The sequence below is a fragment of the Paenibacillus sp. FSL P2-0089 genome, from assembly GCF_038595095.1.
GTDB classification, from domain to species: Bacteria; Bacillota; Bacilli; order Paenibacillales; family Paenibacillaceae; genus Paenibacillus_AQ; species Paenibacillus_AQ silagei.
Map to the genome: position 1 here is coordinate 555,018 of NZ_CP152006.1, position 16,809 is coordinate 571,826.

Sequence of the window (16,809 nt, forward strand, 5' to 3'; positions counted from 1 at the left end):
GGGTAAATATAGGATAGGAGGCAGGAGAGGAGGAATGAAGGTAGTGATGAAGAATGTTAAGATTTTATTGCTTTTCTTTGGGTTTGCGGCTGTTATGGTGCTGCTGTTCGGGTGGGGGCTGCCGGTAGTTTTTCAATTATTCCTACATAACGATTACATAAGAAGTCTGACTTTGCTGGTTGTGTTCAGTATGGTGGTGTTAGTCAAAAGGTTGAATTGGTCTAATTATCTAGTTTTTGCTGTCGCCATATTCTCGTTCTTGGGCATGATGATCGATACAGCAGGGAACCCCGTAACCAACAAGCCGCTGGAATGGATTGTCTCACCTATAGGTCAGTTGCAGCTGGACCAGGATATCAATAATTATGCGCCAGGCCAGTACGTCATTTCGGATAACCTCTCCATTCTGAAGCCAGGCGGGGAGATGGTTACGCTAAGTACAGTATGGTTATACCTGTACCGGTGCGCTCAGTATCTGGTGCTCTACTCGATTGTAGGCACCTTGCTTGCAGTGATCCGGGGGAGTAAGCCAGAGCGCTGGCCGGTGCCTGCCGCGACCGTAGACGAGACGTTGACACCGGATATGGAGCAGCGGGTAGCTGCGGAACTGAAGCGCCGGGAGGCAGCAAGCACTACGCTGAGGGTCCTGCCCGAAGAGGTCCAGGAGCATGTCCGGCAGTTAAAAAAGGACGGCAAGCTCATTCTTGCCATCAAGCTCGTCCGTCAGCATACGGATATGCCCCTTGGCGAAGCCAAGCGGTATGTGGAAGAAATGTAGAGGATATTTTTCAGCCCGTTCTGTTCAATCGACAGAGCGGGCTTTTTTTGCGCTTATGGTAACGCATCATGTTGCGAAGCTGGAGTTCTTTTGCAAGAGCGCCTTCCAAATCCAGCTAAAAAATATAATGATGTATTTTAAATTTTAGTATAGTATTTTTGAAGGTTTATGGCGATTTTTGTCGAATCCAATGTGGAGAATTACATTCTGCTCATAGGAGGGCACTTTTACTAACGGGTTGAGGGCTGACTAACGGATAAATTGGACGGCACATTTAATGGACATAAGGGGACATGTGTATGAAAAGACCGTTGTTATGGAAAAAAAGCTCGATTTTCATTCTTATATTATTGCTGATATTCCCGAATATGAGCATTGCCGGAGCACAGGCTTCGGCGGATACTTTGACTGTTGCATCGGCGGTGGCAGAGAACCTGGATACGAATCTGAACAGTGTAATCTATGCGGGTGGAACTTATACCGCAGTAGGAGAGGGCGGGAGAATTGTACAATCGGCAGATGGGATGAGCTGGAGCAAGATTAGCACCCCGTCATCTAATGCCAAGATTTCTTGGAGGAGTATTGCATTTACTTCAAGCACTTATGTAGCGGTAGGTGTAGATTATTCAAACTCCACTGCAAAGGCTAAGGTCATTGTCTCTACGGACGGAGGCGGAACCTGGAGTGATAAATCCTCATCTGTAAATGCTGACATCCTGCAAAAGGTGCGTTACATTAACGGGACATTTTATGCTGCCGGCGGAAGGTGGAGTGCCACTAATCGGGCGCAAGACCTGGGGGTTATCTATTCTTCTGCAGACGGACAGAATTGGAGCCAGTGGAGTACGGTTCCTGCGCTCTGGCCAGCCCAATCGACCACCAGCAGTCCTTTTTTTCTAACAGACATTATTAATTTCAATGGAAAATATGTGATTACGGGCAATGTATTCGCCTCCTATGCCCACTCGGATGACGGGTCAAGCTGGACGTCTGCATTCTTGGGCGGAACGTTTGGACTGGATGCATTAGCTGTGTATAACGGTAAGCTCTATGTATCGAAAAACTGGGAGAACGGTTATGTAAGCAGCAATGGAATGACCTTTGCCGCAGACTCTTCTTATGATAATATGCTTGGCATTGTGCAGGCGGGATCCTTACTCTATCGATTTGGCAGGGAAGGTAAAATGTATACTTCGGCCAATAGTGGAGGGGCGTGGACAGCGGCGGAGCCCGTAACGAATCATACCATTATATCGGCCGCTTCAAACGGCACAGGAATAGTTCTGTTAACGAAGTCAGCACATAGTCTTGTCGTGACGCCAGATCAGACCCGCTGGGTCAGGTTCAGCGGGAACCTGCAAGGAAGCACGTTTAATGGAAGCAAGTGGGTGGTAGCTGGAAACGTTCTGTCAGACTTTGGTACGGAGGTTCAGGATAATATATTCATGTCCTCTTCAAGCGGCTGGAATCAGTTGAGTGTATCTAACCACCTGCCGCCTAATCTGGGATTCGCTGAAATTGCCTATGGCAACAATGTTTTCGTTGCAGCGGGGAAGAAGCTGGGTGTCTCTGGAGATGGAGAGAATTGGACGGTTACAGATCTTCCAGCCGGAGCTGCCGGTCTTGTAAAAGGATTAGCTTATGGCACTAACGGTTTTGTTGCTGTGACTGCCAATAATGTTCTACAATCTGCTGATGGAGTCTCATGGGCTGTTGTAGCAACCTTAAGCGGAGCTTCATTCAATCATGTGAAGGCTGTGAACGGGGTTTATGTGGCTTTTGGTGATGGAGGAATCTGGGCCTCTACGAATGGAACAAGCTGGAGCTCACTTGACTCATTGAAGAATTACGAGCCCTCCAGCTACTTCGCTTTCTATGATATCACTTATGCAAATGGAAAATATGCCGTTATGGCTACGAATGGCAATGATGGAACTCCGCAGCTGCTGGAGACAAGCGGTGTGTTAAGCAGCAGCTCTGTCTGGACGGAGCATGGGATTGATGCAAACTCAGCCTGGACGGAGCTGCGTTCCATAGATTATGGTAACGGTTATTATGTTGCTGCAGGTGTAGTGTACAACGATCGGGAATCCCATGTGGCTTATTCTTCTAAAGATCTGGTTACCTGGACCCAATATGACGAGCAGGCGCTGGGAGTCAGCGGAAGCGGATTAAACCAGGTTAGGTTCCAGAATGATAAATTCTATATTGTAGGTAACGACAATACAAGAGTTGTACTGGACAGTGGAGTGGGGGCAACGCCGGAAGCAACCCCGGCAGCTGTCATTGACTATACTGCCGAGCAACTGACTGGCCTGACGCCAGGCGGTGCATATACAGTGAACAGTCAGCCTGTAACGGCAGACATTAACGGCAAGCTGGCTATAGATAGCAGCTGGCTGGGAGCGTCATTAAGCATCGTGAAAAAGGGAGACGGTTCAGCGACTACAGACAGCGTGGCGCAGACGCTGAATGTCCCGTCCCGCCCGGCAGCGCCTGCGGGTGTAGCGGCAACGGATGAAACTGCGATTAATGCGAAAGATGGCGCGTTGGTGAATGTGGATTCGGGGATGGAATATAAGCGTGGAACGGCAGGCGCTTGGGTGAATGTTGCGGGTACAAGCGTAACGTCACTTGAACCGGATACCTATTATGTCCGCACGAAGGCGACAGTGACTGCATTTGTGTCGGAAGCGCATAGTGTGACGGTGAATGCGTATGTGCCAACGGCAGAGATTACCCCGGAAGCTGTCATTGACTATACTGCCGAGCAACTGACTGGCCTGACGCCAGGCGGTGCGTATACAGTGAACGGTCAGCCTGTAACGGCAGACATTAACGGCAAGCTGGCTATAGTTAGCAGCTGGCTGGGAGAGTCATTAAGCATCGTGAAAAAGGGAGACGGTTCAGCGACTACAGACAGCGTGGCGCAGACGCTGAATGTTCCGTCCCGTCCGGCAGCGCCTGCGGGTGTAGCGGCAACGGATGAAACCGCGATTAATGCGAAAGATGGCGCGTTGGTGAATGTGGATTCGGGGATGGAATACAAGCGGGGGGTCGCAGGCGCTTGGGTGAATGTTGCGGGTACAAGCGTAACGTCACTTGAACCGGATACTTATTATGTCCGCACGAAGGCGACAGTGACTGCATTTGTGTCAGAAGCGCATAGTGTGACGGTGAATGCATTCACGGCAACGCCGGAAACAACCCCGGCAGCGGTGATCGACTATGAGGCCGAGCAACTGAGCGGTCTGACGGCGAATGGCGCTTATACCGTGAACGGTACGGCGGTAACGGCGACGGCGGATGGCACGCTGGCGCTGGAGCAGAGCTGGCTGGGAGAGTCCCTGAGTATTGTGAAGCAGGGGAATTCTACGACAACCGTAGACAGTGCGGCGCAGATGCTGAGCATTCCATCCCGTCCGGCGACACCAACAGGTGTGACGGCAGCGGATGAACTGGCGATAGAGGCGAACAACGGTAAGCTTGAGAATGTAACTTCAGCGATGGAGTACAAGCTGAGTACCGGGGGAGTATGGATAGATGTGACAGGTACAACGGTGACGGGGCTGGCTCCGGGTACGTACGAGGTCCGTGTGAGATTGACGGCGTCGTCTTTTGTATCAGAAGCGCATAGTGTAACGGTGAATGCTTATGTGACATTAGCAGAGCCAACCCCGGCAGCGGTGATCGACTACGCAGCCGAGCAACTGAGCGGTCTGACGGCGAATGGCACGTATACCGTGAACGGTACGGCGGTAACGGCGAGTGCGGCTGGCACGCTGGCGCTGGAGCAGAGCTGGCTGGGAACGTCCCTGAGTATTGTGAAGCAGGGGAATGCTTCGACAACGGTAGACAGTGCGGCGCAGGTGCTGGTCATTCCCTCCCGTCCGGCGACACCAACAGGTGTGACGGCAACGGATGAAATGGGAATAGAGGCGAACAACGGTACGCTTGTGAATGTGACTGCTGAGATGGAGTACAAGCAAGGTGCCTTGGGAACGTGGACCGATGTGACGGGTACAACGGTGACGGGGCTTGCTCCGGGTACGTACGAGGTCCGTGTGAAATTGACGGCGGCGTCTTTTGTATCGGAATCGCATAGTGTAACGGTAAATGCTTATGTGCCAATGGTGGAGACAATCCCGGCAGCGGTGATTGACTATGAAGCCGAGCAACTAAGCGGTCTGATGGCGAATGGCTTGTACACAGTGAATGGCACGTTATCGATATACGCGGATGCGGCGGGCAAGCTGGCACTGGATAGCTCTTGGCTGGGAACCTCTCTGAGCCTTGTGAAGCAGGGAAATGCGTCCACGACCATTGACAGTGCGGCGCAGACCTTGACTATTCCTGCCCGTCCGGCTGCGCCTGCGGGAGTTGCGGCAACGGATGAGACGGCGATTAACGCGAAGAACGGTACGCTTACGAATGTGACAACAGCCATGGAATACAGAAAAGGTACAGCAGGCGCATGGACAGATGTTCCAGGCACCAGCGTAAGCGGGTTGGTCCCGGATACGTACTATGTCCGTACGAAGGGTACGGTGACAGCTTTTGCCTCGGAAGCACAAGCTGTACCGGTGAGTGCCTACGTACCCACACTGGAAGCCACTCCAACAGCGGTCATTGACTACGAGGCTGAGCAGCTGAGCGGTCTGACTGCGAACGGTACGTATACACTGAATGGTTCGTTGACAGTAACAGCAGATGCAGACGGCAAGCTGGCGCTGGATAGCTCTTGGCTGGGCAGCTCCCTGAGCCTAGTGAAGCAGGGGAATGCATCCACAACCATAGATAGTGCGGCGCAGACCTTGAATATTCCTGCCCGTCCGGCAGCACCTGCCGGAGTAACAGCAACGGATGAAACAGCGATTCATGCGAAGGATGGCACGCTCACGAATGTGACAACAGCCATGGAATACAGAAAAGGTACAGCAGGCGCATGGACAGATGTTACAGGCACCACCGTCACAGGCCTTGCACCAGGCGTCTATGAAGTCCGCACGAAGGCGACAGCAACGGCGTTCAGCTCAGCTGCGGTGGAAGTGACAGTGACCTCCTTTGCATCTGAGGCGGAAGTGACGCCTGCGGCGGTGATTGATTACGCCGCAGAGCGATTGACAGGTCTGATTCCAGAAGGGGGATACACCGTAAATGGTACGGCTGTTACGGCCACCACGGATGGAACGCTGCCGCTAGACGGCAGCTGGCTGGGAACCACCCTGATTATCGTGAAGACGGGCGACGGGGTGACTACCACCGATAGTGATGCGCAAGTGTTGAGTGTTCCCGCGCGTCAGGCCGCTCCAGTCGGAGTGAGTGTCACGGATGTGACCTATAACGGAGCCAATGACGGAACACTGCAGAATCTGACCGTCCAGATGGAATACCAGATTGGGGACACAGAGGCTTGGACAGAAGTTACAGACACTTCGATTACCGGTCTTGCACCAGGCACATATTATGTGCGGGTGAAAGCTACGTCAACGGACTTTGCTTCTGCTATTGCTCAGGTGACTGTACATGACTCAGATGCCGTGATCCCGGCGGCTCCAGAAGTGGTGGCGGATGATCTGAATAATACGATTGTAGGTCTGAACACCAGCATGGAATTCTCCGTGGATGACGGACCCTTCGTACGTTATGACGGAACGAACCTGCCGGACCTCAGCGGCGAGCATGCCGTAAAGGTACGGGTGGCGGCGAGCGGATCGGTTCCTGCGGGACCGGCAACTGCGCTGACTTTTACAACGAATGTCTTGATCCCTGCCGGGGACTTGGCTGTGAGTGCCAGTGATCCGGGTGGTGCAGAGAGTAACGGCTATACACAGATTAAGGTTACGCCTGCACCGGCTGAAGGACATAAGCTGCTGTATAAGAACTTTGGTCCGGGCAGCATCATCGTGCCGAATGTGGGAGACCTTCTGACCGGATACACGCTTGTAGGCAGTGAAGGGCTGATTCCGGCAGCCGATGGGGATACGATTGGCATTGCTGAGGTAGATGCGGAAGGTATGGTAGTAAAATACGGCAGCGTCATTGCAGTAGTTGCGCTGACTACTCCGGTAACGACAACTCCCGATCCGGTCAGCCCGGGCAGCGGAAGTAACCCGAACAGCGGGACCCCTTCCGGGAATGCGGCCAGTACGGTTACCGATGTGATTGTCCTTGTGAACGGCAAGGAGGAGAATGCCGGCACAGCGACGACAACTACTTCCGGCAATACAAAAACTACGATCATTACCGTAGATCCACTCAAGCTTCAGGCCAAGCTGGATGCGGAAGGCATTGAGGCAGTGGTTACGATTCCGGTAATGCTGGATTCCAATATTTTCGTTGGCGAGTTGAACGGCCAGATGATCAAGAATATGGAGAATGCAGCGGCAACGCTTGTACTCCAGACCAGCAAGGCTTCTTATACTTTACCAGCAGCAGAAATTAACATTGGGGCGTTGGCCCGGCAATTTGGCACCGGTGTGAAGCTCGAGGATATCAAGCTGAAGATTACGATCGGCGAGTCCTCTGCAACAATGAATCAAGTGATAGCCGTGGCAGCAAGCAAAGGCGGCTTTGACCTGGTTGCACCTTCTCTAGACTTCACAGTCACTGGGACCTACGGTAATGCCACAGTGGAAATCAACCGGTTCGACGCTTATGTGAAACGTACGGTGGAGATTCCTGGAGCCATTGACCCGAACCGGATTACAACAGGTATCGTTGTAGAGCCGGATGGAACGGTGCGTCATGTACCAACCCAAATCATCCGGAAAAATGGTAAATATTATGCCGAGATAAACAGTCTAACGAATAGCTCGTATTCCGTAGTCTGGCATCCGTTGACCTTCGCAGATGTGGAGAAGCATTGGGCGAAGGCTGCGGTAAATGATATGGGCTCGCGGTTAGTCATTAATGGGGTGAACGAAACCACGTTTAACCCGAATGCGGATATCACCCGGGCAGAGTTCGCAGCAATTATTGTGCGCGGTCTGGGACTGAGGCTCGGAGAAGGAGCAACTTCTTTTGCAGATGTGCCAGTGAATGCCTGGTATACAGGGGCGGTACAAACGGCTTCGGAGTATGGTCTGATCAACGGCTTCGAAGACGGAAATTTCCGTCCGGATGCCAAGCTTACACGCGAACAGGCGATGACGATCATCGCTAAGGCGATGAAGCTGACCGGTCTAGCAGACCGGACCGGCACAGTGGATACAGCAGGTGTATTTGCCGCCTTTACCGATGCAGGACTTGCAGGCAGCTGGGCAAAAGATAGTTTGGCACTAGCAGCCAAGGCCGGCCTGATTAGCGGCCGCGGCGGTAACAAGCTGGAAGCCAAGGCTAATGTCACACGTGCAGAAGTGGCGGTTCTCATGCAGCGGTTGCTGCAGAAGTCAGATTTGATTGACTAAATGGAGATGGAAAGTGAAAAAAGCGGATTCAGCTCATGCTGAATCCGCTTTTTCTGCTATGTGTCTTGCTTAAGGAGTGGAGGAAGCTCCGTCATGAAATATGCAAGTAATAAAGATACAAAAATATCGTAATTAAACATAATATTTTGTCGAATAAGTTAAATTTATCGCGGAAAATGTCGATAAACCATTATGGAAAACTAATGCTTGCTAATGCCGGGCATGTGCAGAGTGTGTGCAGCATGTTCAGAGTTTTACGGAAGCGTTATCAATATTATGGAAATGTTCATTCGACAAGGAGGAAAGCGATGTTAAAGAAAATGGGGAAGATCGGGCTGGCTCTGGTATTGGTGATCGGGCTGCTGCCCATGATGTCACTCCGTGCTTATGCGGCGGTGCCGTCATTTAATAAAACAGCGGATTTTGTTATCGAGCCTTCGTTAGTGAATACCACGAACAAGAGTGTTACAGATGCGGAGGGACTTCCGAACGGGAAGACGGCAGTAATTTTAAGCACATTTGCATATGTTGGTAATTCAAGCGTCTACACTCATTATTTAAAAGTCTTTGACAATACAGGGACGCTTGTTACGGATATTAACCTTAGCACTTTAATGGATACCTATTACCAAATGACGGATGTGAATATGCTTGCGCTAAGTAACGGGGATCTATTGATTACGTATAACAAAAGCGATAGCAGTCCTACCAACCTTCCATTAGGAACGGTTATCGAGAGCACCCCCAATACCTACTTCATGGTCCTTAACCAGTACGGACAGAAGTTGACCAGCCAGACTCAGATTAATACCTATAGTGATGCAAGTCTTCCGCAACTCACACGCTTTGTGTCGATAGCGGAGTTATCTAACGGTGATATAGCTTTTTCCTGGCAAAGAAATGACAATGTAAGCACGGCTACCCGTGTGTTCACCGCTGCGGGTACACCTGTATCAAGCGAAACTCTTCTGGTAGATGCTAATGCGAGCATGTCCTATGTATCCGCTGGTGACGGCGTATATATGGTTGCTTATAATTCAGGAAGCCCGAACGATAATATATATCTGAAGCTGTTCAGCAATAATGGAGCACTCTTAAATACAATTAATATTGGCGCAAGAACAGATGAGAAACAGCTATATCTGTCTACGCTGGGCAACGGAAATTTCATGTTCAGCCAATATCACTGGCAAACGGGAAGCTCCGAAGTTTCCTTATATGATAACGCTGGAACGAGCCAAGGAGGATTTACGGTAAACGGCTATATGGGTGAGGCTTCAGCTGCTGTGTACAGGAGCGGTGCGTTGCCGGGGTTCGTAACCGTAAGTACGGATTCTGCGTCAAATGATGCCATCAACGATGCGTACTACAATGGTAAGGATTGGTCAGGGACCCAGTATGCTTACCTGAATTATTATGGCTATGACGGGAATCTGATCCTTACCTCGGCTCAACCGGTCGATTCCGCTCCGGTGGTTATGCAGGGGTATGATGAGCAGAGCTGGATGTACGCTGTGGAATATTATCCGAAATTCTCTTTGTATCCCGCCTTCGGCGATAAAGTTGTCTTCATCAAAACAGATAATACGGATGCCAGCCATTACAGGATAACCGGCAAGCTGTTTGATAATGGAGTCCCGCCTCAAGGCAATCATGTGTTTACGGTGACCAATACGAATGACAGCGGTGCGGGTTCGCTGCGCTGGGCCATTGAACAGGCGGGGGCAGTCAGCGGCGGGCAGGTTGATTTCGACCCTTCGCTTGCGGGCCAGACGATTACGCTTCAGTCGGATCTGACGGGCTGGAATGATCAGGACTGGAAAGGTACGACCATCGGCGACGCTTCAGCCGGCGGCTTCAAGCTTACCGGCTTGCAGGATGCAACGGGTCATCCGGCCATAACGATTAACGGCAATGGACACCGGGGCATTCTGGCCACCGGTTCGGGGGTATTCGAAATGTCGGATATCCGTCTGACTGGCTTTGATATCACCGACAGCAGCGGCAAGTATGATTCCTTCGGCTCTGCGCTGGGAGTCGGCGGCAATCTCTATAGCAGCATTCAACTGAATAACGTAATCTTTGAAGCAAATACAATGACGTATAAGAAGACCGGCTCGATCGCCTCTCTAGCGGCACTTACTGCTCCATACAAAGTCGATCTTGACCGGGTAGTATTCACAGATAATGTACTCACAGCTACCGCCACAACTGAAACAACTCAGGGGGCTGCGCTATACTACAATAGTTATATGGATGGCGTAATCAGCAATTCTCTGTTTGCTAATAATCGCTCAAATAGTAATTCTGCAGAAGATTCCTACGGATCGGCCATCGGTGTAATGTTAGATCCGCATCTGAAGGTCTGGAATAATACATTCTATAACAACCATGTGAACAATACCGGGACGGGGGCATCTTATGGTCCGGCAATGTATGCTGTGTCCAGTTCCCCCGGCTCCAGCTCACTGGATATCTACAATAATGTGCTGATTAGTAACAAGATGGAGGCCGCTACGGCAGGCACTTTGGAGGAATTATTCTACAATTATAATAACGATACCCTTGTGCAGAGCGGGAGTAATGTCATTTCCGGCGATCCGTTTGTTGATGCGGCTGGCGGCAACTTCAGTCTGAAGGGCTCTGCTGTATCGGCAATTGATCAGGGGGATAACACGAAAACAGCTGGAGCCCTGGATCTGGCGGGAGGAGCGCGTATTTATGGTGGAACGGTAGATATCGGAGCGTATGAGTATGTCCCCGGACCTACAGTCCCGGTTGTGCTGCAATCTGCTGTAGCAGACGGCGTTCCCGGAACAACGACATCAACGAAGATTGATCTGACCTTTGATGCTGCGATTACCGGACTGACGGCAGACGATATCACGATTACAGACGGCACAGGCTCTGCGGTAAAAGGTTCCTTGACCGGATCGGGGACGGCCTGGAGCCTTGCACTTACTTCAGTGACCGCCGAGGGCGATGTGTCCGTGGCTGTGAATTCGCCAAGCGGATACACAGTCAGCGGTTCGCCGCAGACGGCAACTGTATCGCTGTTCAAGCCAGCGCTGGAGCCGACACCGGCAGCGGTGATCGACTACGCAGCCGAGCAACTGAGCGGTCTGACGGCGAATGGCGCTTATACCGTGAACGGTACAGCGGTAACGGCAACTGCGGCTGGCACGCTGGCGCTGGAGCAGAACTGGCTGGGAGAGTCCCTGAGTATTGTGAAGCAGGGGAATTCTACGACAACCGTAGACAGTGCGGCGCAGGTGCTGGTCATTCCCTCCCGTCCAGCGGCACCTACAGGTGTGACGGCAACGGATGAACTGGCGATAGAGGCGAACAACGGTAAGCTTGAGAATGTAACTTCAGCGATGGAGTACAAGCTAAGTACCGGGGGAGTATGGACAGATGTGACCGGTACAGCAGTGACGGGGCTGGCTCCGGGTACGTACGAGGTCCGTGTGAAATTAACGGCGTCGTCTTTTGTATCGGAAGTGCATAGTGTAACGGTGAATGCGTATGTGCCAACGGCAGAGATAACCCCGGCAGCGGTAATTGACTATGGGGCCGAGCAGCTAAGCGGTCTGACGGCGAATGGTACGTATACCGTGAACGGTACGGCGGTAACGGCGACTGCGGCTGGCACCCTGGCGCTGGAGCAGAGCTGGCTGGGAGAGTCATTGAGTATTGTGAAGAAGGGGAATGCTTCGACAACCGTAGACAGTGTGGCGCAGATGCTGAACATTCCATCTCGTCCGGCGACACCAACAGCTGTGACGGCAACCGATGAAATGGGAATAGAGGCGAACAACGGTACACTTGTGAATGTGACTGCTGCGATGGAGTACAAGCTAAGTACCGGGGGAGTATGGACGAATGTGACGGGTACAACGGTGACGGGGCTTGCTCCGGGTACGTATGAGGTCCGTGTGAAATTGACGACGGCGTCTTTTGTATCGGAATCGCATAGTGCAACGGTAAATGCTTATGTGCCAATGGTGGAGACAATCCCGGCAGCGGTGATTGACTATGAAGCCGAGCAGCTAAGCGGTCTGCTGGCGAATGGTCTCTATACGGTGAATGGCACGTTATCGATATACGCGGATGCGGCGGGCAAGCTGGTACTGGACAGCTCTTGGCTCGGAACTTCTCTGAGCCTTGTGAAGCAGGGAAATGCGTCCACGACCATTGACAGTGCGGCGCAGACCGTGACTATTCCTGCCCGTCCGGCAGCACCTGCGGGAGTTACGGCAACGGATGAGACGGCGATTAACGCGAAGAACGGTACGCTTACGAATGTGACTCCGGCCATGGAGTACAAGCAAGGTGCCGCAGGCGCATGGACGGATGTGACGGGCACAACAGTGTCGGGGCTTGCTCCGGGTACGTATTTCGTCCAGACCAAGGCGACTTTGACGGCTTTTGCTTCGGAAGCACACAGCGTGAATGTGGTAGCGTATGTAGCGATACCGGAAGCCACACCAGCAGCGGTCATTGACTATGAAGCTGAGCAGCTGAGCGGTCTGACGGCAAACGGTACGTATACACTGAACGGTACGTTGACCGTAACAGCGGATGCAGACGGCAAACTGGTACTGGATAACGGCTGGCTGGACAGCTCCTTGAGTCTAGTGAAGCAGGGGAATGCGTCAACGACCATTGACAGTGCGGCGCAGACCTTGACTATTCCTGCCCGTCCGGCAGCGCCTGTGGGAGTTGCGGCAACGGATGAGACGGCGATTAACGCGAAGAACGGTACGCTTACGAATGTGACAACCGCCATGGAATACAGAAAAGGTACAGCAGGCGCATGGACAGATGTCACAGGCACTGGCGTAAGCGGGTTAGTCCCGGATACGTACTCTATCCGTACGAAGGGTACGGTTACAGCTTTTGCCTCGGAAGCACAAGCTGTAACAGTGAATGCCTACGAGCCCACTCTGGAAGCCACACCAACAGCGGTCATTGACTACGAAGCTGAGCAACTGAGTGGTCTGACGGTGAATGGCACGTATATACTAAATGGTTCGTTAACGGTAACAGCGGATGCAGACGGCAAGCTGGCACTGGATAACGGCTGGCTGGGCAGCTCCCTTAGCCTTGTGAAGCAGGGGAATGCGTCAACGACCATTGACAGTGCGGTGCAGACCTTGATTATTCCTGCCCGTCCGGCAGCACCTGCGGATGTAGCTTCAACAGACGAAACGGCGATTCAAGCAAAGGACGGCACGCTCACGAATGTGACAACAGCCATGGAATACAGAAAAGGTACAGCAGGCGCATGGACAGATGTTACAGGCACCACCGTCACAGGCCTTGCACCAGGCATCTATGATGTCCGCACGAAGGCGACAGCAACGGCCTTCACCTCAGCTTCGGTGCCATTGACGGTAACGTCATTCGCAGCAACGGCGGAAGTGACGCCTATTGGTATCATTGATTACGCCGCTGAGCTACTAACGGGACTGATACCGAACGCTTTATACACCGTGAACGGCTCGGCGATAACGACGACAGCAGACGGGGCGCTGGTTATAGACAGCAGCTGGCTGGGAAGCGTGCTGAATATCGTGAAGACGGGTAACGGGGTGACCACCACCGATAGTGATGCGCAAATGTTGAGTGTTCCCGCGCGTCAGGCCGCTCCAGTCGGAGTGAGTGTCACGGATGTGACCTATAACGGAGCCAATGACGGAACACTGCAGAATCTGACCGTCCAGATGGAATACCAGATTGGGGACACAGAGGCTTGGACAGAAGTTACAGACACTTCGATTACCGGTCTTGCACCAGGCACATATTATGTGCGGGTGAAAGCTACGTCAACGGACTTTGCTTCTGCTATTGCTCAGGTGACTGTACATGACTCAGATGCCGTGATCCCGGCGGCTCCAGAAGTGGTGGCGGATGATCTGAATAATACGATTGTAGGTCTGAACACCAGCATGGAATTCTCCGTGGATGACGGACCCTTCGTACGTTATGACGGAACGAACCTGCCGGACCTCAGCGGCGAGCATGCCGTAAAGGTACGGGTGGCGGCGAGCGGATCGGTTCCTGCGGGACCGGCAACTGCGCTGACTTTTACAACGAATGTCTTGATCCCTGCCGGGGACTTGGCTGTGAGTGCCAGTGATCCGGGTGGTGCAGAGAGTAACGGCTATACACAGATTAAGGTTACGCCTGCACCGGCTGAAGGACATAAGCTGCTGTATAAGAACTTTGGTCCGGGCAGCATCATCGTGCCGAATGTGGGAGACCTTCTGACCGGATACACGCTTGTAGGCAGTGAAGGGCTGATTCCGGCAGCCAATGGGGATACGATTGGCATTGCTGAGGTAGATGCGGAAGGCATGGTGGTAAAATACGGCAGCGTCATTGCAGTAGTTGCAGTGACTACTCCGGTAACGCCGACTCCCGATCCGGTCAGCCCGGGCAGCGGCAATAACCCAAGCTCCGGAAGTAACCCGAACAGCGGGACCCCTTCCGGGAATGCGGCCAGTACGGTTACCGATGTGATTGTCCTTGTGAACGGCAAGGAGGAGAACGCGGGCAAAGCAACGACCACGATCTCCGGTAACCTTAGAACGACGACCATCGCGGTAGATCCGGCCAGATTGCAGGCGAAGCTGGATGCCGAGGGGAACGGCGCTGTAGTAACTATCCCGATGATGCTGGATTCGAATGTGATTGTCGGCGAATTGAGCGGCCAGATGATCAAGAATATGGAGAATGTGGCGGCCACCCTGGTGCTTCAGACCAGCAAGGGCAGCTATACGTTGCCTGCATCCGAGATTAACATCGGCGCATTGGCCGCAAGATTAGGTAACGGAGCTAAGCTGGAGGACATTACGCTGAGAATTACCATTGGTGATGCTTCGGCTGCCATGAATCAGGTGGTCACCGCTGCGGCAAGCAGGGGCGGCCTGACCCTTGCAGCGCCTATCCTGGATTTCACAGTTACTGCTTCTTCCGGAACCTCAACAGTAGAGGTGAGCCGGTTCAATGTATATGTATCGCGGACAGTAGCGCTTCCGCAGGGGGTTAACCCGAACCGGCTTACAACTGGTATCGTTGTCGATCCGGATGGAACGGTGCGTCATGTACCGACCAGAATCATCCAGAAGGATGGTAAATACTACGCAGAGATCAACAGTCTGACGAACAGCACCTATTCTGTGGTCTGGCATCCGCTGACATTCGTGGATGTGGAGAAGCATTGGGCGAAGAATGCTGTGAATGACATGGGCTCCCGTCTGGTCATTAACGGGGTGAACGAATCCACGTTCAACCCGAACGCCGACATCACCCGTGCAGAGTTCGCAGCAATCATCGTACGCGGTCTGGGCCTGAAGCTTGGAGAGGGAGCTGCGAAGTTCGCAGATGTTCCGGCGAATAGCTGGTATGCAGCAGCAGTTGGGACAGCGTCCGGGGCGGGGCTGATTACCGGCTTCGAGGATGGAAGCTTCCGTCCTGGAGACCGGATCACACGCGAGCAGGCCATGAACATCATCGCTAAGGCGATGAAGCTGACCGGTCTCGCAGAACAGACCGGCACAGTGGACACCGCTGGTGTGCTTGCAGCCTTCACAGATGCAGGCCGCGTTGGCGCCTGGGCGAAGGACAGTCTGGCGCTCGCAGCATCCGCCGGCTTAATCACCGGCCGCGGTGGCAATAAGCTGGAGGCACAGGCTAACGTCACCCGCGCAGAAGTGGCGGTGCTGATCCAGCGTCTGCTCCAGAAGTCAGAGTTGATTGATTAATAGTATGAATTAAACTGGGCAAACCAGAAAAAGCGGATTCAGTCATAGGCTGAATTCGCTTTTTTTGGCATTAGAATTTTGGCATTTAGCGTGTACCCAATAATAGGGGAATTTCGAGCTGGGAGGGGTGGGGTGCTGTGCGGAAGCAGTTGGATTTTATACACTTGCTGTAGAGCGGACGAGTCCTGAAGGGACAGTAGTTGGATAAATGTTACTTATTGAATCACAATTCAGCGGAATTGGCACAATCACTAGAATTAGTTGCTGTTTTTCCATCTGTTTGCGTACAATCGCCAGAAAGCGATAAATTAAGATACGTTTGTCCACTTGCTGATTACCCGGGCGATTGGAAGCCTTGTATTTGCTATATGAGGTCTGGTATTTGCTATAATTGGCTTTAACAGAATTTTCAGGAGAGGGGCATGGCGGTATGTTCATTGTTAATGTAGAAGCAGCAATCTGTAAGGAAGATAAGTGGCTTGTGATTACCCGGAGTATCAAAGAAGAGCATGCGGGAGGAACTCTGGCTCTTGTAGGGGGAAAAGTGGATATTGAGGGCAACTCGCTCGAAATCCTCGAACGGACGGTGAAGCGCGAATGCGATGAGGAGGTTGGCATCGTGATCAAGGATGCGGTTACTTTTGTGTATAGCTCCTCCTTCGTGACAGAGGACGGACGCAATGTCATCAATATGGTGTTCCTATGTGAATACGAGAGTGGTACAGCAACCACCCGGAGTCCTGATGAAGTGGAAGCCGTACATTGGATGACCCACGATGAAATTATGGATCACCCTCTGGCTCCTCCCTGGACCAAAGAAAGTATAAGAAGAGTAGCACTGGCAAGAAAATAA

At 52.3% G+C, this 16,809-nt stretch carries 4 protein-coding genes; all 4 read left to right on the top strand.

The window, feature by feature from the left end; all coding sequences use genetic code 11:
- Positions 1-43 precede the first annotated feature (43 nt).
- The 4 genes from NST69_RS02275 (at position 44) to NST69_RS02290 (ending at position 16,809) form a co-directional block, all read left to right on the top strand.
- Positions 44-778 carry a hypothetical protein gene (locus NST69_RS02275; protein WP_342548369.1) on the top strand — a complete coding sequence of 245 codons (735 nt, stop codon included), beginning with the start codon at positions 44-46 and terminating at the stop codon, positions 776-778.
- Between the two features lie 299 nt (positions 779-1,077).
- The gene (locus tag NST69_RS02280) at positions 1,078-8,187 is read left to right on the top strand and encodes an S-layer homology domain-containing protein (protein WP_342548370.1); all 7,110 of its coding nucleotides are present in this window, start codon (positions 1,078-1,080) and stop codon (positions 8,185-8,187) included.
- 308 nt (positions 8,188-8,495) lie between these two features.
- A complete protein-coding gene (locus tag NST69_RS02285; protein WP_342548371.1) occupies positions 8,496-15,956 on the top strand; it encodes an S-layer homology domain-containing protein in 7,461 nt (2,486 codons plus the stop codon).
- A gap of 430 nt (positions 15,957-16,386) precedes the next feature.
- Positions 16,387-16,809: an NUDIX domain-containing protein gene (locus NST69_RS02290; RefSeq protein WP_342548372.1), complete on the top strand. Its 423-nt coding sequence runs from the start codon at positions 16,387-16,389 to the stop codon at positions 16,807-16,809.

Bases quoted from the DNA above. Each gene is read 5' to 3' on its own strand.
- NST69_RS02285 (WP_342548371.1), top strand. From the start codon at position 8,496: ATGTTAAAGAAAATGGGGAAGATCGGGCTGGCTCTGGTATTGGTGATC.
- NST69_RS02290 (WP_342548372.1), top strand. From the start codon at position 16,387: ATGTTCATTGTTAATGTAGAAGCAGCAATCTGTAAGGAAGATAAGTGG.
- NST69_RS02280 (WP_342548370.1), top strand. From the start codon at position 1,078: ATGAAAAGACCGTTGTTATGGAAAAAAAGCTCGATTTTCATTCTTATA.